The sequence below is a fragment of the Isoptericola aurantiacus genome (assembly GCF_044769875.1).
In the GTDB taxonomy this organism is placed as follows: Bacteria; Actinomycetota; Actinomycetes; order Actinomycetales; family Cellulomonadaceae; genus Isoptericola; species Isoptericola aurantiacus.
Window position 1 is genome coordinate 1173343 of record NZ_JBJBAE010000001.1, and the last position, 17892, is coordinate 1191234.

The 17892-nt window shown below is 75.7% G+C and carries 14 protein-coding genes; 7 read left to right on the forward strand and 7 right to left on the reverse strand.

Annotated elements, in window-relative coordinates; translation table 11 throughout:
• The first annotated feature begins 128 nt into the window (after positions 1-128).
• On the forward strand, positions 129-1073 hold the full coding sequence (locus ACIQLL_RS05335) for a hypothetical protein (RefSeq protein ID WP_402464085.1): 945 nt from the start codon (positions 129-131) through the stop codon (positions 1071-1073).
• An 81-nt stretch (positions 1074-1154) separates the two neighbouring features.
• Here ACIQLL_RS05335 and ACIQLL_RS05340 read toward each other — a convergent pair whose 3' ends face one another.
• A complete protein-coding gene (locus ACIQLL_RS05340) occupies positions 1155-2681 on the reverse strand; it encodes an aminopeptidase P family protein (protein WP_402464087.1) in 1527 nt (508 codons plus the stop codon).
• Positions 2682-2726: 45 nt separating this feature from the next.
• Positions 2727-3503 carry an alpha/beta fold hydrolase gene (locus tag ACIQLL_RS05345; RefSeq protein ID WP_402464089.1) on the reverse strand — a complete coding sequence of 259 codons (777 nt, stop codon included), beginning with the start codon at positions 3501-3503 and terminating at the stop codon, positions 2727-2729.
• Between the two features lie 103 nt (positions 3504-3606).
• Here ACIQLL_RS05345 and ACIQLL_RS05350 point away from each other — a divergent pair, with 103 nt between their 5' ends.
• Together ACIQLL_RS05350 and ACIQLL_RS05355 are read left to right on the forward strand one after the other, a co-directional pair.
• Entirely contained in the window at positions 3607-4458 is an 852-nt protein-coding gene (locus ACIQLL_RS05350; protein ID WP_402464091.1) for a PHP domain-containing protein, read from the forward strand.
• Positions 4455-5090, forward strand: a complete 636-nt coding sequence (locus tag ACIQLL_RS05355) for a MarC family protein (RefSeq protein WP_402464092.1) — start codon at positions 4455-4457, stop codon at positions 5088-5090. Before ACIQLL_RS05350 ends, ACIQLL_RS05355 begins: the two co-directional genes overlap by 4 nt.
• A gap of 7 nt (positions 5091-5097) precedes the next feature.
• Here the strand turns inward: ACIQLL_RS05355 and ACIQLL_RS05360 are convergent, their stop codons facing one another.
• Together ACIQLL_RS05360 and ACIQLL_RS05365 are read right to left on the reverse strand one after the other, a co-directional pair.
• Positions 5098-5397 (reverse strand): DUF1905 domain-containing protein, encoded by a 300-nt coding sequence (locus tag ACIQLL_RS05360; RefSeq protein WP_402464094.1) that lies wholly within the window; start codon positions 5395-5397, stop codon positions 5098-5100.
• 90 nt (positions 5398-5487) lie between these two features.
• Positions 5488-7179 carry a DEAD/DEAH box helicase gene (locus tag ACIQLL_RS05365; protein WP_402464096.1) on the reverse strand — a complete coding sequence of 564 codons (1692 nt, stop codon included), beginning with the start codon at positions 7177-7179 and terminating at the stop codon, positions 5488-5490.
• A 227-nt stretch (positions 7180-7406) separates the two neighbouring features.
• Here ACIQLL_RS05365 and ACIQLL_RS05370 point away from each other — a divergent pair, with 227 nt between their 5' ends.
• The gene (locus tag ACIQLL_RS05370; protein ID WP_402464098.1) at positions 7407-8144 is read left to right on the forward strand and encodes a ferritin-like fold-containing protein; all 738 of its coding nucleotides are present in this window, start codon (positions 7407-7409) and stop codon (positions 8142-8144) included.
• A gap of 36 nt (positions 8145-8180) precedes the next feature.
• On the opposite strand, the gene ACIQLL_RS05375 is transcribed toward ACIQLL_RS05370, so the two are convergent.
• The gene (locus ACIQLL_RS05375; protein WP_402464099.1) at positions 8181-8405 is read right to left on the reverse strand and encodes a DUF3107 domain-containing protein; all 225 of its coding nucleotides are present in this window, start codon (positions 8403-8405) and stop codon (positions 8181-8183) included.
• 160 nt (positions 8406-8565) lie between these two features.
• Between ACIQLL_RS05375 and ACIQLL_RS05380 the strand changes: the two genes are divergently transcribed.
• Positions 8566-11952 (forward strand): ATP-dependent helicase, encoded by a 3387-nt coding sequence (locus ACIQLL_RS05380; RefSeq protein ID WP_402464101.1) that lies wholly within the window; start codon positions 8566-8568, stop codon positions 11950-11952.
• Positions 11949-15536: a UvrD-helicase domain-containing protein gene (locus ACIQLL_RS05385; RefSeq protein ID WP_402464103.1), complete on the forward strand. Its 3588-nt coding sequence runs from the start codon at positions 11949-11951 to the stop codon at positions 15534-15536. The genes ACIQLL_RS05380 and ACIQLL_RS05385 overlap by 4 nt, the downstream gene beginning before the upstream one ends.
• Positions 15537-15586: 50 nt before the next feature.
• Here the strand turns inward: ACIQLL_RS05385 and ACIQLL_RS05390 are convergent, their stop codons facing one another.
• A complete protein-coding gene (locus ACIQLL_RS05390) occupies positions 15587-16510 on the reverse strand; it encodes a phosphotransferase (protein WP_402464105.1) in 924 nt (307 codons plus the stop codon).
• 115 nt (positions 16511-16625) lie between these two features.
• Here ACIQLL_RS05390 and nudC point away from each other — a divergent pair, with 115 nt between their 5' ends.
• Positions 16626-17591 (forward strand): NAD(+) diphosphatase, encoded by a 966-nt coding sequence (nudC, locus tag ACIQLL_RS05395; protein ID WP_402464107.1) that lies wholly within the window; start codon positions 16626-16628, stop codon positions 17589-17591.
• A 29-nt stretch (positions 17592-17620) separates the two neighbouring features.
• Here the strand turns inward: nudC and ACIQLL_RS05400 are convergent, their stop codons facing one another.
• On the reverse strand, positions 17621-17884 hold the full coding sequence (locus ACIQLL_RS05400; RefSeq protein WP_402464109.1) for a mycoredoxin: 264 nt from the start codon (positions 17882-17884) through the stop codon (positions 17621-17623).
• Positions 17885-17892 lie beyond the last annotated feature (8 nt).

Genomic DNA, 17892 nt, shown 5'->3' on the forward strand with positions numbered 1-17892 from the left:
ACCGGGAACACAGTGCCGAACCGACAGCCGGGTCTCCGGCACCCACAGACGGTCCGTTGCTGCTGTCGGTCCACAGGCTGCGAAGGCCGAGCCTCTCCGGACGGCCGCCGTGGTCCAACCTCGGGGACATGCCCCGCCCCGACGACCTGATCCTGGCCCGTGAGGTCCAGCCCTCCGAGCTCGCCCGTTCCGCCGCGCGAGGAGAGCTCCGGCGGATCCGCACCGGTGCTTACACGGGCGATCGGGACACCGCGCGAACACCGCAGGAACGGGCGCGCCGTCGTCGGGTCCTGCTGGCCCACGCGGTGCATCGCCAGCTCCGTGCCGGTCACACCTTCAGCCACGTGACAGCGGCTGCCCTCTGGGGATGCGCGCTCTGGCGCGCGCCGGACCGCACGCACCTGGTTCAGGCGTACCGACCTTCGAGCCGTGCGGCCCCCGACCTGGCCCGCCACATCGGGGTGGTGCCGACGCAGGAGCAGGTGGAGATCGATGGACTGCCGGTGACGGACCTCGGCCGGACTCTCGTCGATTGCGCCGTCACGATCCACCCGCTCGATGCGCTGGTGATCGCCGACTCCGCGCTGGGCCGGTGGCCGAGCCTCGACCTGGACCGGGCCAGGAGCCTGCTCGACGCGCGGGGGCGCGTCAACGGGAGCCGGCGGGCCCGATGGGTGCTCGACCACGTGGACGGTGGTGCCGACTCGCCCGGGGAGTCGTGGGTGCGGTACATCTGCCTCCGAGCAGGTCTGCCGAGACCCCGGACCCAGGCTCCGGTCGTGACGGCGGGGCGGACGTACCACTGCGACCTCGGTTGGCAGGAGCACGGGGTCTATGTCGAGTTCGACGGCAGGGTCAAGTACACCGACGGTGGTGTGCGTCCTGGCCACGACGCCACGCAGGAGCTGCTGCGCGAGAAGCGCCGCGCCGACGCGCTCCACGAGGCGGGAGTCCTGCCCGTGCGGGTCATGTCGGGAGAGTCCGTCACCGGGGTGGGGGAGAAAGTGCTCTCCCGGTTCCCCGCCGGCGTGCGGCGGCAGGTTCGGCCGCTGCGGTTCCTGCCGGCGCCGTGATCCCGTGGAATCGGCACGTCGTTCCCGGTTCGGCAGATCAACCTGCCGAACCGGGAACGATGTGCCGCATCGGGCAGCAGGTCAGCCGCGCAGGCCGGCCATCCACGCCTCGACGTCCTCGGGGCGACGGGGGAGCGCCGCCGAGAGGTTCTCGTTGCCGTCCGCGGTGACCAGCACGTCGTCCTCGATCCGGACACCGATGCCGCGGTACTCCTCCGGGACGGCCAGGTCGTCGGCCTTGAAGTACAGGCCCGGCTCGATCGTGAACACCATGCCCGGCTCCAGCACGCCGTCGAGGTACATCTCCCGGCGGGCCTGGGCGCAGTCGTGCACGTCCAGACCGAGATGGTGCGAGGTGCCGTGCACCATCCAGCGGCGGTGCTGCTGGCCCTCCGGGGAGAGGGACTCCTCGGCGGTGACGGGCAGCAGGCCCCACTCCTCGAGCCGCGCCGCGATGACCTCCATGGCCGCGGCGTGCACGTCGCGGAACCTCGCACCGGGCTTCGCCACGGCGAACGCCGCGTCGGCGGCGTCGAGCACCGCGGTGTAGATGCGGCGCTGGACGTCGGTGAAGGTGCCGTCCACGGGCAGGGTGCGGGTCACGTCCGCCGTGTACAGCTCGTCGACCTCCACGCCGCCGTCGAGCAGCACCATCTCGCCGGACCGGACGACGCCGTCGTTGGTGATCCAGTGCAGCGTGGTGGCGTGCTCCCCGGCGGCCGCGATGGTCTCGTAGCCGACGGTGTTGCCCTCGAGCCGGGCGTTCGCGTCGAAGACCGTCTCGATGACCCGTTCGCCGCGGCGGTGGGCGACGGCGCGGGGGAGCGCGAGCACCACGGCCTCGAAGCCGTCGATGCTGCGGGCGACGGCGGTGCGCAGGTGCTCGATCTCGAGCTCGTCCTTGACGAGCCGCAGCTCGCTGGTCGCCTCGGCGAGCGAGTCGTCCGACTGCTCCTCGGCGCCGGACTCCAGCCCGGCCTCGGCGCGGATCGACTCGACGAGGGCGGCGATCTCCTCGTCGGCCTCGGCGATCACCAGCACCCGCACGCCGTCGGAGCCCACGTCCTTGGCCAGCGCCTCGGCCAGCTCGTCGACGTGGCGTGCCTCGATGCCGGTCAGGGTGGTGACGTCGTCGAGCGACGGCCGGGCGCCGACCCAGAACTCGCCGTAGCGGGCGTCGGCGTAGAACTCCTCGGTGTTGCGGGGCGCCAGGGGGCGGACGTAGAGCCGCGCGTGGTGGTTGGACCCGTCGTCACCGCCGCCGGGCTCGGTGGGGTCCAGGACGAGCACGGCGTCGGGCTCCTGGTCGGTGCCCAGGCCGGTGAGGTGCGCGAACGCCGAGTGCGGGCGGAACCGGTAGTCGGTGTCGTTGGACCGCTGCTTGAGCGGACCGGCGGGCAGCACGAGGCGCGTGCCGGCGAAGCGCTCGGAGAGCCGTGCACGCCGGGCCGCCGTGAACGGCACGGAGCGGTCCGGGCGCACGCCGAGATCGGGCCGCGGTCCCCACTGGGAGGTGATGAAGTTCTTGAAGGCGTCCGACCGGGGGCGCTGGGACCTGTTGTCCCCGCGTTCGGTGACGTCCTGGTCGACGGAGGTGGTGTCGCTCATGCCCTCAGTCTCGCACCACGCCGGACCGGTGCGGGCGGCGAGCCGTCAGCGGTGGGCGAAGTCCGACAGCGCCCGGGTCAGGACCCGGTTGTACACGTCGGGGGCCTCCAGGTGGACGTCGTGCCCGACGCGGGGGACGACGACGAGGGCGCCGCTGGCGGCGGAGCGCAGGAACCGCTGCTCCTGCCAGCGCAGATGGCACCGGGCACCGTTGAGGAGCCAGACGGGCGACCGCACCGCGGCCACGTCGCTCAGCACCGAGCGCCCGGCGAGCTGGCCCAGCGCGTCGGTGACGAGGTCCCAGCCCGGACGGGCGGGGCCCTTCCCCGACTCCGCGCCGTCGGCACGCCGCCGCACGGCGCCACCGGCGCGGGCGATGCCCGCCGCGACGCCGCGGTAGAGGGCCACCGGCTTGCCGAGCGGGTCGGTGCTGCAGCCCGACGCGACGACGCCGGCCAGCCGGGCGCCGCCGTCGCGGCCCGCCGTGGCGTGACGCGCCGCCCAGCCGAGCGACACGTAGCCCCCGAGCGACTGGCCCACGAGCACGACCGGGGTGCCCTCGGGAAGATCGGCGACGGCGTCGTCGATGTGCGCCCAGGCTCGTTCCAGGGTGAACTGCTCCGCCAGGCGTGTGCCGTGACCGGGCAGGTCGAGCGGCACGGCGTGGTGGCCGCCGGCCTCCAGGTGGGCCACCTGCGCCTCCCAGGCCGAGGCGTCCTGCCGCATGCCGTGCACCAGGACGACGCCGAGGGGCGGCGCGGCGGCCTCCCCGCCGGGCAGGGAGTCGGCGGGCGGGGCGATGTCGGCCAGCAGTGAGCTCATCCGGTCCATCGTGCCCTCGTCGTCCGCGCCGTCGGCGTGCGGAACCCGACGGAGTCGTGGAGACCGTGCGGAGACTCCGTCCGCGGGTCCCTAGACTGACCGGGTGATCGACCTCCACACCCACTCGCGCGAGTCCGACGGGACGGACACGCCCCGCCAGGTGCTGGAGGCGGCGGCCGCGGCCGGCCTGACCGCCGTGGCGCTGACCGACCACGACACGACGGCGGGCTGGGCCGATGCCGCTGCGGCCGTGGCGCGGACCGGGGTGGCACTGGTCCGCGGCGTCGAGATCTCCACGCGCGCCGCCACGCCGGCCGGCGGGATCAGCGTGCACCTGCTGGCCTACCTGCACGACCCGGAGCACCCCGCGCTGCTGGACGAGCTGGGCCGCACCCGCGGCGACCGGATGGACCGGGCCCGGCGCATGACCGCGCTGCTCGCCCAGGACTTCCCGCTGACCTGGGACGACGTCGTCGCGCAGACGCACGACGGCGCCACGGTCGGCAGGCCGCACCTCGCGGACGCGTTGGTGGCCGCCGGCGTGGTGGCGAGCCGGGACGAGGCGTTCGCCACGATGCTGCATCCCGGCGCGCCCTACTACGTCCCGCACTACGCCCCGGACACCGCCGACGCGGTCCGCGCCGTGCTGGCCGCCGGTGGCGTGCCGGTCATGGCGCACCCTCGCGCGGGTGCGCGCGGGCGGGTCGTCACCGAGGCGACGATCGAGGAGCTGGCGGCGGCAGGTCTGGCCGGTCTCGAGGTGGACCACCGCGACCACGGCGACGCGGACCGCGACCGGCTGCGCGAGCTCGCCGCCGAGCTCGACCTGCTGGTGACGGGATCGAGCGACTACCACGGCACGGGCAAGCTGAACCGGATCGGGGAGCACACCACCGACGCCGACGTCCTGGCCGAGATCGAGCGTCGTGGACGCCTGGAGGTGCTGCGCCCGTGAGCCACGTGATCGACCTGACGCTCTTCACGCAGGCCTTCGTGACCCTGTGGGTCATCATGGACCCGCCCGGTACCATCCCCGTCTTCCTCGCGCTGACGTCCACGATGGGTGCCAAGCAGCGCAGCCGGGCCGCGCTGCAGGCCGTGGCGGTGGCGTTCGGCGTGATCGTGACGTTCGCCCTGTTCGGCCAGCAGCTCCTGGCCTACATGGGCATCTCGCTCGCGGCGCTGCAGGCCTCCGGTGGTCTGCTGCTGCTCATCGTGGCGATGCAGCTGCTCACCGGGCACTTCGAGAACGGGGAGGCTACGGCCGCCTCCCCGGGGGCGAACGTCGCCCTGGTCCCCCTGGGCACGCCGTTGCTGGCCGGACCGGGCGCGATCGTCGCGACCATGGTGTTCGTCCAGCAGGCCCAGGCCCAGGACGAGGGTCTGCCGGCCGTCGTCGCGATCGCCGCGGCGATCGTGCTGGTGCACGTCTCGCTGTACCTGGCGATGCGGTTCGCCGAGGTGCTCCACCGGGTGCTCAAGGACTCCGGCGTCACGCTCATCACCCGGATCGCCGGCATCCTGCTCGCCGCGATCGCCGTGCAGCAGATCGCCGACGCCGTCATCGAGTTCGTCCAGACGGCGTAGCAGCGGCTCAGACGTCGACCGTCTCCAGCGTGACGCGCACGGGAGCGCCGGGCTCCAGCCCCTCCGCGCGGCGCACCGACCTCTTCATCGGCAGCACGTAGCACTGCTGCTCCTTGGAGGGGAACACCGAGGTCTGCCACGTGGTCGCGCCGACCGTGACGCGCACGCGGATCGAGCCGAACCCCCGCGGTGGGAGCGGCAGGTCGTCCATCAGGTCGGACTCGTCGGGCGGCACGGTGACGAACCACCAGGCGTCGTCCTGCCGGGCCTGCCACTGCCACAGCGGTGCCGAGAAGCTGAGCTGCACGGTTCCACGGTACGGCCGGGGTACGACACAGGGCGGGCCGCCGGGAGTACCCGGCGGCCCGCCCTCGGTGCGACGCGACGTCGCGGCGGGTCAGCTCTCGGACGACGACGGCGAGCCGCCGGCCTGCGGGCCGGAACCTCCGCTGCGGCGGCGACGCCGCCGACGGCGCTGGCCCGCGCCCGCCTCGCCGGACGCGCTCCGCTCGCCGGACGCGCTCCGCTCGCCGGAGCGCGAACCGCCGTCGGACCGCGGGGCGGAGCGTCGGCCCTCGTCGGCGCGGCCCTGGCCGCCACCCGAGCCGCCGCGACCCTGGCCACCGCGGCCGCGGCCGCCGTCCCGGCCCCGGCCGGAGCCGCCGCGCTGCTGACCACCGGGACGGCCGCCGTCGCGCCCGCCGCCCGTGCGCTTGCCGGTCTCGCCGAGGTCCTCGAGCTCCTCGGCGTCCAGACCGCCGAGCTGCTGCTTCGAGCGGGGCAGGCGGCCCGTGGTGCCCTCGGGGATGCCGAGGTCGGTGAACAGGTGCGGTGAGGAGGAGTAGGTCTCGACCGGCTCGGGGAAGCCGAGGTCGAGCGCCTTGTTGATGAGCTGCCAGCGGGGGACGTCGTCCCAGTCCACGAACGTGATGGCCGTGCCCTTGTTGCCCGCGCGACCGGTGCGGCCGATGCGGTGCAGGTAGGTGCGCTCGTCCTCGGGGCACTGGTAGTTGATCACGTGCGTCACGTCGGTGACGTCGATGCCGCGGGCGGCGACGTCGGTGGCGACCAGCACGTCGATGTTGCCGTGGCGCAGGGCACGCAACGCCTGCTCGCGAGCGCCCTGGCCGAGGTCGCCGTGGATGGCGCCGGCGGCGAAGCCGCGGGTGCGCAGCTCGTCGGAGACCTTCGCGGCGGTGCGCTTGGTGCGGGCGAACACGATGGTGCGGCCGCGGCCCTCGGACTGCAGGATCCGGGCCAGCACCTCCACCTTGTCGAGCGCGTGGGCACGGTAGACCACCTGGCGCGTGTTCTTGACGGTGGCGCCGTCGTCGTCCGGGTCGGCCGCGCGGATGTGCGTGGGCTGCGACATGTAGCGGCGGGCCATCGACACGACGGGACCGGGCATGGTGGCCGAGAAGAGCATGGTGTGCCGGACGGCGGGAGTGCGCGACAGGATCCGCTCGACGTCGGGCAGGAACCCGAGGTCGAGCATCTCGTCGGCCTCGTCGAGCACGACCGTCGCGGCGCGCGCCAGGCTGAGGTGTCCCTGGTTGAGCAGGTCGACCATGCGGCCGGGGGTGCCCACGACGACCTCGACGCCGGTGTTCAGCGCCTCGATCTGCGGCTCGTAGGCGCGGCCGCCGTAGATCTGCAGGATCCGGACGGCGCGGTGCTTCGAGGCGGTCTCCAGGTCGCGGGCCACCTGCGAGGCGAGCTCGCGGGTCGGGGCCACGACGACGGCCTGCGGCTTGCCCGGGGCGGGCAGCCGGTCGAACTCGGGCTCGCCCGGGGCGACGACGCGGTGCAGCAGCGGGACGCCGAAGCCGAGGGTCTTGCCCGTGCCGGTCTTCGCCTGGCCGATGATGTCGTGGCCCTGCAGGGCGACCGGCAGCGTCATCGCCTGGATCGGGAAGGGGTGGGTGATGCCCGCGTCGGCGAGCGCCCGGACGATCTCCGTGCGGACGCCGAAGTCCGCGAAGCTGACGTCCTGGGCCTGGATGGCCGCCGCGGACGAGTAGTCGGCGGCGCTGGTGGAGCCGGTCGGCGCCTGGGCGGCGTCGTCGGCGGTGAGGTCGGTGGTGGTCACTGGTGCCTTCACATGTCGTCGGCGCGACGGACCACAGGGTCAGGCCGCGGATCTCACGCCGCGCCGAGGTGGTCGGCAGCCGATCGCGAATTATCGTCGCGCAGGTGCGCGTCAGGTCAGCATCGAGACGACCGGGCAACCGAGGTACAGGGTCATGGTATAGGACCATGCCGCGATCGGGCGGGAGGCGTGCGTCACGCGATCGTGTCCGCCCCTATCCTGGAGCGGTGAGCAGCCACCCCGTGCCCGACGTCGTCGTCGACCCGTCCGTGCCCCCCGCGGTCCTGGAGGTGGTCGGCATCGCGGCCTACACCGAGCTGGCGGAGTTCGGGCTGCTGGCCGCCCGGTCGGTGGACGCCCCGGACCTGGCCACGCGGCAGGCGCTCGCCGACGGCGCCGAGCGGGCGCTGGAACGCCAGCACGACCTGGTGGAGCTGGTCGTCCCCGGCGGGGGTGTCGCGGGTGCGGCGCTCGTGATGGGTCCGTTCGAGCACGCGCTGGTGGAGTTCGACACGCGCACCGCCACGGAGGACTGGGCCGAGGGACTGCTCAAGGGCGTGGTCGGGCACGGGGTGGCGCAGGACCTGTGCCGCACCCTCGCGGCAGGGGCGACCGGCGGGCCGGCCCGGCGGCTGCGGGAGGTCCTGGACCGGCCGGCGCCCGGTCCGGTCGGAGCCGCAGGGGCGGACGCCGAGGCGCTGGCCGTGCTGGTCCGGCTGGGTGCGGCCGACGACGTCCTGGCGTCCCGGCTGGCGCTGTGGGGCCGCCGCGTGGTCGGGGAGTCGCTCAACCTGGTGACGTCCCTGCTGGACGATCACCCGGCGCTGACCGACCTGAGCGAGCCCGCCGCCCGGGCGCTCGACGCCGACGGCGTGGTGGGCCGCGACGCCGCGCGGCACTGGCTGGTCGCACGGCTCACCGCCGAGCACACGCGGCGGATGGACCGGCTGCGGCTGGCCGCCTGAGCCGCGGGGCCGCGCCGACCGGCGCGGCCCTCCGGGTCAGAGGGAGCCGAAGCCGACGGGACGCTGGTCGCCGCTGCCGATCTCGACGTAGCCGAGGGTCGCCGTCGGGACGATGATCTGGCGGCCCTTGGAGTCGTTGAGCTCCAGCACGCCGCCGCCGTCGAGAGCCTTGCGGACCGCCTTGGCGACGTCCTCCGCGCTCTGGTCGGTCTCGACCACGAGCTCGCGGTTCAGGTTCTGCACACCGATCGTGATCTCCACGTTGACTCCTTGAGCGAGGCGCCGCGTGGCGACGCCGGGTGATACGGACTGCCCCGATCCTATGCACGACGGCGCCACGTCAGTCGCCCCGTCCGCGCAGGGTGAACGCGGCACGGGGCGTGCAGGCGGCGTGTCGGTGGCCCGTGGTCGAATCTCCTCGATGTCAGCCACCGCCACCGACCGACCGACGGTCCGCCTCGTGCCACCGGCCCCCGTCCCGGACGGCGGGGTCACCCGGACCCTGGACAGCACGCAGGTCGCCGCCGTCGAGAGCGGCCTGTCCGCGCCGGCCACGCTCGTGGTGGGAGCGCCGGGCACCGGTAAGACGACGGTCGCGCGGGAGGTGGCCGTCCGGGCGGTCGCCGCGGGGTACGACCCGTCGCGCGTGCTGGTGCTGTCGGCGTCGCGGCGGGGAGCGGCACGGCTCCGCGACGAGGTGGCCGCCGCGGCGGGGCGCACGATCGGGGCCCCTATGGTCCGCACCGCCGCCTCCGCGGCCTTCTCGGTGCTGCGCACGTGCGCGGGTGCGCTCGGCGAGCCGCCGCCCACGCTGGTCTCGGGCCCGGAGCAGGACCTGGTGCTCACCGAGCTGCTGGAGGGACATCTCGCGGGGGAGGGCGGCCCCCTGCCGCTCCCGGACGGGCTCCCGGAGGACTCGCTGGGCCTGCGCGGGCTGCGGCAGGAGCTGCGCGACCTGCTGATGCGCGCCGCCGAGCGCGGCCTGGCCCCGGTCGACCTGGCCGAGCTGGGGCGGCGTCACGAGCGGGCGGAGTGGGAGCTCGCCGCGCGCCTGTACGAGGAGTACCTCGACGTCACGGCGCTGCGCACGGGGACCCCGGACGCCGGCGCGCGCTACGACCCGGCCGTCGTCGTCGACGAGGCCGCGCGGACCCTGGCCGAGTGGGAGGACGTGGTGCCCGGCGTCCCGGCGCCGACGTGGGACCTGGTGGTCGTGGACGACCACCAGGAGTCCACGGTCGCGACCGCCCGCCTGCTCGGGGTGCTGCACGACGCCGGCGCGCGGCTGGTGCTGCTGGCCGACCCGGACGCGGCGGTGCAGGGCTTCCGCGGCGCCGCGCCGGGGCTCGTCGGGCGTGCCGCGGCGCGGCCCGGCGAGGTGGGCGCCTTCGACGCCCGCACGGTCGTCCTCGGCACCTCGTGGCGGCAGCCCGAGGCGCTGCGCGCGGTCACCCGCGCCGTCACCGCGCGCGTCGCCACCGTCTCCGGGGCGCTCCACCGTGGCGCGGCGGCGCGCCCGGAGCAGAGCCCCGAGGAGGAGGACGGGGCGGTGGGCGGCGACGAGGCCGCGCCCCGGGTCGACGTCGCGGTGCTGGCCGGGACCGCGCAGGAAGCGGCGTACGTCGCCCGCGAGCTGCGCGCCGAGCACCTGCTGCACGGCACCCCCTGGGAACGCATGGCCGTGGTGGCCCGCAGCGGCGACCGGCTGGCCTCGTTGCGCCGCGACCTCGTGGCGGCCTCCGTGCCGGTGGCGCTGCTCGGGTCGGACGTCCCGCTGCGCGACGAGCCCGCCGTCGTCCCGCTGCTCGCCGCGCTGCGCGTGTGCGCGGGGCCGGCCGGCGTCGACCGGATGCTCGCCGAGCTGCGGCCGCCGGCGCCGGAAGCGGGATCCGAGGACGCCGGCGGGCCCGCACCCGAGCCGCTGCCCGCGCTGGACGCCGAGACGGCCGCGCTGCTGCTGACGTCCCCGGTCGGCGGGCTGGACGCGGTCTCGCTGCGCCGGTTACGCCGGGCCCTGCGCGCCGAGGAGCTCTCCGGCGGGGGCGGGCGGTCCTCCGACGCGCTGCTCGTCGAGGTGCTCGCGGACCCCGACCGCGCCGCCACGCTGCCGTCGGCCGTGCGGCGGGGGCCGGTGGCGGTGGCTCGCGTGCTCGCCGCCGGTCGGGCCGGTGCCGGCGTCGAGGGGGCCACCGCCCAGACGGTGCTGTGGGCCGTCTGGGCGGCGACGGGGCTGGCGGAGCGCTGGCGGGACCTGGCGCTGGCCGGCGGTCCCGCGGGCGTGCGCGCGGACCGGGACCTCGACGCCGTGCTGGCCCTGTTCCGCGCGGCCGAGACGTACGTGGAGCGTATGCCGGGGGCGCCGGTCGCCGCGTTCGTCGACTATCTCGCCTCGCAGGACCTGCCGGCGGACTCCCTCGCGGCTGCCGCCACCGGTGCCCGTGCCGTCGAGGCGCTGACGCCGGCGGGCGCCGCCGGCCGGCAGTGGGACGTCGTGGTCGTGGCCGGGGTGCAGGACGGAGTCTGGCCGGACCTGCGGCTGCGGGACTCGCTGCTGGGGTCGCAGGCCCTGGTGGAGCTGCTCGCCGGCCGGGCCCGGGACGCCCACGGCGTCGGCAAGGAGGCGCGCGCCCAGGTGCTCGCCGACGAGCTGCGCGCCTTCGCGGTGGCGACCTCCCGGGCGCGGCGGCGCCTGCTCGTGACGGCGGTCGAGGACGCCGAGGACTCCCCGTCGGTGTTCTGCGACCTCGTCGCTCCGCGCGGGGACGGCGACCCCGAGGGTCCCGACCCGCGGCGTGTCCCGGTCGGCCCGCCGCTGGACCTGCGCGGCGTGGTCGCCGCCGCCCGGGCCGAGCTGGTGCGCGAGGCGACGGCGCGTCTCGCCGACGGCGCGGCGGAGCGGGGCCCGGCCGGCCCGGCGGCGGTCGACGACCCGCGTGCCGACGTCGCGGCGTCCCTGCTGGTCCACCTCGCCGAGGCAGGGGTGGCGGAGGCCGATCCTCGCACCTGGTACGGCGTCGAGCCCGCGTCCAGCGACGGCCCGCTGTGGGGGCGGGACGACGAGGTGACGGTCTCGCCGTCGAAGGTGGACACGGTGACGACCTGCGCGCTGCGCTGGGCGTTCGAGTCCGCCGGTGGCACCGCCCCGGACGCGACCCACCAGACGCTCGGCACGCTGGTGCACAGCATCGCCGAGGAGCACCCGGCGGCCCCGCTGACGGTGCTGCGCGCGGAGCTGGACCGGCGCTGGCCGGAGCTCGCGCTCCCCGAGGGCTGGCCCACGCGGCAGCTGCGGCGGCGGGCCGAGGCGATGGTCGAGCGGCTCGCCGTCTACACGGCCGACGCCGGCGAGCCGCTGCTGATCGAGCCCGCGTTCGACCTCGAGGTCGGCCGCGCCCGGTTGCGGGGCAAGATCGACCGGGTCGAGCGCGACGGGGAGGACGCCGTCTCCGTGGCCGACCTCAAGACCGGACGGTCGGCCCCCTCGAAGGACAAGGCCGCGGAGAACCCCCAGCTCGGCGCCTACCAGCTCGCCGTCACCGAGGGCGCGCTCGACCTTCCCCCCGGGACCCGCACCACCGGGGCGCGGCTGGTGTTCGTCGGCACCGACACCAAGGGGCCGTCGCTGCGCACCCAACCCTCGCTCGACCCGGCGCCCGACGGGTCGAGCTGGGCGCGCGCGCTGGTGGAGCAGGCCGCCGACACGATGGCGGCCTCCGCGTTCACGGCCCGGGAGAACGACTTGTGCAGCATGTGCCCGGTGCGCCGCAGCTGCCCCGTGCAGCCCGAAGGACGGAGCGTGATCTCGTGACGACGCCGCAGCACCCCGAGCCCCGGCGGGAGGAGGAGCAGCCGCTCGACGGCGTCGACTGGGCGGCGCTCGGCGCGCCGGGGCGCAGCGCGCAGCTCGGGTTTCCCGCGCTCGACGTGCCCGAGCCGACGGCGGACGCGGCACCGTCGGCAGGGCTGTCCGCGCTGGACATCGCCGCGCTGCTGCGGCGTCCCGCGCCCACCCCGGAGCAGGTCGCGGTCATCGAGGCGCCGCTGGACCCGGTGCTGGTCGTGGCCGGGGCCGGGTCCGGGAAGACCGAGACGATGGCGGCACGCGTGGTCTGGCTCATCGCCAACGGCAGGGTGGAACCGGAGGAGGTCCTCGGGCTGACGTTCACCCGCAAGGCCGCCGGCGAGCTGTCCACGCGCGTGCAGTCGCGCCTGGCCCAGCTCGCGCGGGCACGAGGACGGTCGGCCGCCGACCTCGACCTGCTCGCCCGTCCCACGATCGCGACGTACAACGCCTACGCCGCCTCGCTCGTCGCCGACCACGGGCTGCGCCTGGGCGTCGAGCCCGGGTCGCGGCTGCTCGGCGAGGCGAACCAGTGGCAGCTCGCCGCCGAGGTGGTGGAGTCCTGGGACGGTGACCTGGGCACCGACAAGGCGGTCAGCACGGTGGTCAAGGCGGTCCTGTCCCTGTCGGGTGCGCTCGGTGAGCACCTGCTCGACGTGGCCACGGCGCGTGAGGCGCTGGTCGCTCTGGTCGACCGCCTCGAGGCCCTGCCGCTCGGTCCGCGGCAGCGGCAGCGCACCCGCGAGGTCGAGAAGCTCGTCGCGTCGGTGGCCGAGCGTGCCCGCCTGCTGGACGTGGTGGCCGAGTACCGCCGCCGCAAGCGGAACTCCGACTCGCTCGACTTCGGCGACCAGGTCGCGTTCGCGGCCGAGCTCGCCCGGGCCGTGCCGGCCGTCGGGGCGGCCGAGCGTTCCCGCTTCCGCGTGGTGCTGCTCGACGAGTACCAGGACACCAGCTACGCCCAGGTGGAGCTGCTCGCCGGCCTGTACGGCGGCGGGCACGCGGTGACGGCGGTGGGCGACCCGCACCAGTCGATCTACGGGTGGCGCGGTGCCTCGGCGTCGGGGCTCGCGAGGTTCCCCGACCGGTTCCGGCACGTCGACGGCGGGGCGGCCGCGGTGCGCTACCTGAGCACCTCGTGGCGCAACGACGCCGCGGTCCTGACCGCGGCGAACGTCGCGGCCGGACCGCTGCGCGAGACGGCGGGTTCGACGGCAGTGCGGGTCCCGCCGCTCGACCTGCGTCGTGATGCCGGTCCGGGGGCCGTGGCCGCCCACGTCGCGGCGACGCTGGAGGAGGAGGCGGAGGCCGTCGCGGACTTCGTGGCGGCCCGCTGGCGCCGGGCCGCACGGCCGGACTCCTCCGACCGCGTCACGGCCGCCGTGCTGTGCCGCGTCCGGTCCCAGTTCCCGGCGATCGAGACGGCGTTGCGCCGCCGCGGGCTGCCGGTGGAGGTCGTGGGGCTGGGCGGGCTCCTGACCACCCCCGAGGTCGTGGACGTCGTCGCGCTGCTGGAGGCGGTGCACGACCCGTCGCGGGGGGACTCGTTGCTGCGGCTCCTGACCGGGCCCCGGGTGAATCTCGGGGCTGCCGACCTGCACGCCCTCGGCTCCCGGGCCGCCGACCTGGCGCGGCGGGACGCGCCCCGCCGCCGGTCGCCCGGCGCCGGCCCGGACGGTACGGACGCCCCCCGCGCTGACGACGACGCCGGGGAGGCGACCGTCGTCGAGGGGGACGTGGTCGACCACCGATCCATCGTCGACGCGCTGGACGACCTGCCGGAACCCGGCCGTCCCGCCCACGACGGCCGGGTCCTCTCGGCGGACGGTCACACCCGCCTCACCGCGCTCGCACGCCTCCTGCGCGAGCTGCGCTCCCTGACCTACCTGTCGCTGCCCGAGCTGGTCGTCACCGCAGAGCGTGCCCTGGGCCTCGACGTCGAGGTCGCCACGGCCGAGCTGCTCGCCGACGCCCTGGTGGCCTCCGGCGGCGCGACGGCCGCGGAGGGCGTCAGCCGGCGTGGTCGGGAGCACCTGGACGCCTTCAGGGACGTCGCGGCGAGCTTCGCGCAGTCGGCCGACGTCGCCACGCTGGGCGCGTTCCTCGCCTGGTTGGGGGTCGCCGACGACCAGGAGCGCGGCCTGGACATGCCCGTGCGTGAACCCGACCCGGACGCCGTGCAGATCATCACCGCCCACGCCGCCAAGGGGCTCGAGTGGGACGTCGTCGCCGTCCCGGGCCTGGTCGACGGGATCTTCCCGACGAGTGCCGAGTCGTCCCGGGGACGGACCGACAGCGCCTGGCTGTCCGACCTCGGGGCGCTGCCGTACCACCTGCGCGGCGACGCCGACGACCTGCCGGCGTTCACTGTCGACGCCGCGGTGGACACCAAGGACCTGATGGCCCGGCGCGAGGAGTTCGTCCTGGACGCCGGCGCGCACCAGCTCCGCGAGGAACGACGTCTCGCCTACGTCGCGTTCACCCGTGCCCGCCGCGAGCTGCTGTGCACCGCCCACTGGTGGGGGACGGGCTCCCGGCCCCGCAGGATCTCCCCGTTCCTGGTCGAGCTGGCCGAGGCCGGCCTCGTCGACGCCGCCGGCTGGGAGCCCGCCCCGGACGCCGAGACGTCGAACCCGCGGGGCGAGACCGAGCGCACCGGTGTCTGGCCGGCTCCCGACGCAGCGGCGGGCGCCGAGGTCGCCGACGGTGCCGCGACCCCCCCGGTCGCGGACGGTCTGCCGGGGGCGGGTCATGCCGGCGGCGGCTCCGCCCGGGACGTCCTGCGCGCCACCGCGGACCGGGTCGCCGTGACCGCGCACGAGGGCACCGAGCCGCCGGAGGGCGTGCTGACGGACGACGCCGGCCACGACCTCGTCGAGCTCACCCGGATCCTGCTGGCGGAGCGTGCCGAGCACGAGGGCCCCTCCGTCGAGATGCCCGCCCACCTCTCGGCGTCGGGTCTGGTGCGCCTGGCCCACGACCGCGACGAGTTCGCCCGCCAGCTCCGCCGGCCCGTGCCCAGCGAGCCGACCGTGCACGCCCGCCGCGGGACCCTCTTCCACGCCTGGATCGAGCAGTACTACTCCGAGGCCTCCCTGATGGACGTCGACGACCTGCCCGGTGCCGACGACCCGGCCGATGGGACCGACCTCGCCCTGGAGGACCTGCGTGCCGGGTTCGAACGGACGCCGTGGGCCGCGCTCACACCCGTCGCCGTCGAGCAGGACGTCGAGACGCCCGTCGCCGGTGTCATGGTGCGCTCACGCATGGACGCGGTGTTCGTCGACCCCGACGCACCCGAGCCTGCTCCCGGCGAGCCGCCCGCCGTCGTCGTCGTGGACTGGAAGACCGGCCGCGAACCCCGCGACCCCGACGAGCGGGCGCAGCGGGAGGTGCAGCTCGCCGCCTACCGGCTCGCCTGGTCACGATGGTCCGGGCTGCCGGTCGAGAAGGTCGGCGCAGCGTTCGTCTACGTGTCCTCGGGCACCACGGTCCGTCCGACCGAGCTGCTCGACGAGGCCGGCCTGGAGGCGCTGGTCCGGGGCGCCTAGCACGGTGGCCGTCGCCGGAGGCTGCGGTTGCGCTGCGCTGCACCTGCGCCTCAGGCGGTGCTGTCCTCGCGGGTGGCCTCGTCCAGGTCCGCCAGCATCGACTCCGCGTCCGCGACGACGTCGGGCAGGCGCCGCCGCACCCCGTGCAGCAGCCAGCGCGCCAGCGCCAGCTCGCCGACCAGCAGCGCCCGGTCCACCAGCCGGGGGTCGGTGATCTCGGTCCGCCGCAGCTGGTAGGCCTCCATGATGGCGTCCACGCAGTCCGGAGGGGCCGCCGCGAGCAGCCAGGCCAGGTCGTCGGCGGGGTCGGCCACCCGCGCCTCGGACCAGCCGGCCAGGCTGGTGACCCGCTGGCCCGTGACGAGCACCTGGTCGGGCGCGAGGTCGCCGTGGACCACCACCGGCTGGAACCGCCACAGCCCGACGTCCTCCAGCGCGGTCTCCCAGCGGCGCAGCAGGGTGGCGGGCACCCGGCGCGTCGCGGCGGCCTCGTCGAGCTCGACCAGGCGGCGCTCGCGGTACTCGGCCGCGGTGTAGGACGGCAGCCCGCAGGCCTCGACCACCGCGACGGGCAGCTCGTGCACCGCCGCGAGGGTGCGGCCCAGGTCGGCGGCGAGCCCCGGACCGGGGCGCAGGGCGGACACGTCCAGCGGTGATCCGGTCAGCCGCCGGTGGACGACGGCGCGGCCGCCCTCGGGCAGCAGCGCCGACCCGGCCATCCGTGGCACCGAGAACGGCAGCACACCGGCCTCGACGTAGAGGTGCAGCGACTCGAGCAGCTCGATCTCCGCCTCGAGGGCGGCACCGGCCAGCGCCGTCGCCGGGGCACGCACCATCCACTCCTCGCCCTCGCCGGTGGTGACGATCGCGACGTCGTAGTCGCCCGGCAGGTCCTCGGGGTGCACGGATCGCGCATCGAGGCCGGGTACGGCGGCCGTCGACAGTGCGGCGAGGGCGAGCGGGCTGCGGGGCACAGGCTCACCGTAGTCCGGCGACGCCGCGGCGCAGCGCTGCGTCCCAGGGCGTGTCCGCGGCGGCGTCCCGTCCGCGGCGGAGCCTGTGCCGCAGAGGTGCCGTACGGTCGCAGACGTGCACCCGCTCGAGCTGCCCTTCTCCCGTACCCGGCACGACCGCGCCGCGCACCGCCGCGCCGATCCCGATCTGATCGGCACGTCGCTGGCCGTACCCACCACCCGGGTGCTGGTCCTGCACCGCGGGCGCCTCGCCGTCGTCGACCCGCAGGCTCCGCATGCGGCCCTTATGCCGCCCGCCGGTCTGCCGGACGGGCTGTGGCTGCATCTCGGTGAGGACGACGACGCCACCTACCTGGGCCTCGTGCTTCCCGACGCGTCCGCGCCGGGCGGGTCCGGCGAGCCCGCGCCGCCCGCCGGGACCGACGGCTGGGCGGGGCTGCGGGAGATCACCCGGGCGCAGGCGGCGGCGCTCGACGCCGACGACGACCGCACGGTGCTGGTGCACGGGCTGGCCGTCGAGGCCGTCGCGCTGGCCGGGTGGCACACGACCCACCCGTTGTGCGCGGTGTGCGGTACGCCGACGCAGGTGGGCCAGGCCGGGTGGGAGCGCCGGTGCCCGGTGGACGACCGGCGCACCTACCCGCGGACCGACCCGGCCGTGATCATGGCGGTCGTCGACGATGCGGACCGGCTGCTGCTGGGCCACGCCGCCCGCTGGCCCGAGGGTCGCTACTCCACGCTGGCGGGTTTCGTCGAGGCGGGGGAGTCGCTGGAGGACACGGTGCGGCGCGAGGTCGCGGAGGAGTCCGGCGTCGTGGTCGGGACCGGGCCGGGCGACGTCGTCTACCGCGGCTCGCAGGCGTGGCCGTTCCCGGCCTCGCTGATGCTGGGTTTCCGCGCCCGCGCGGTGGGCACCGCGGTGACGACCGACGACGAGGAGGTCACCGACGCGCGCTGGTTCACCCGGGACGAGCTGCACGCGGCCGCCGCATCGGGGGAGGTCGGGCTGCCCGGCCGGCACTCGATCGCGCGGTCGCTCATCGAGGAGTGGTTCGGCGGTGAGCTGCCGGGCGCCTGGTGACGCCGGGCGCCCGGTGACGACGGGGCCGTTCAGGCCAGGGCGGCCTTGACGTCCGCCAGGGACGGGTTGGTCGCGGCGGAGCCGTCCGGGTAGACGACGGTCGGGACCGTGCGGTTGCCGCCGTTGACCTGCTCGACGAACTCGGCGGTGGCCGGGTCGTCCTCGATGTCGATCACCGTGTAGCCGATGCCCTCCGAGTCGAGCTGCGTGCGCAGCCGACGGCAGTACCCGCACCAGGTCGTCGAGTACATGGTGATGGTGCCGCGGTCGGGCAGGGTCGGCGTGGCGGTCATCTCGGGGC

Coding starts and splice junctions, on each gene's coding strand:
- ACIQLL_RS05335 (WP_402464085.1), top strand. CDS start 129: ATGCCCCGCCCCGACGACCTGATCCTGGCCCGTGAGGTCCAGCCCTCC.
- ACIQLL_RS05340 (WP_402464087.1), bottom strand. CDS start 2,681: ATGAGCGACACCACCTCCGTCGACCAGGACGTCACCGAACGCGGGGAC.
- ACIQLL_RS05345 (WP_402464089.1), bottom strand. CDS start 3,503: ATGAGCTCACTGCTGGCCGACATCGCCCCGCCCGCCGACTCCCTGCCC.
- ACIQLL_RS05380 (WP_402464101.1), top strand. CDS start 8,566: ATGTCAGCCACCGCCACCGACCGACCGACGGTCCGCCTCGTGCCACCG.
- ACIQLL_RS05400 (WP_402464109.1), bottom strand. CDS start 17,884: ATGACCGCCACGCCGACCCTGCCCGACCGCGGCACCATCACCATGTAC.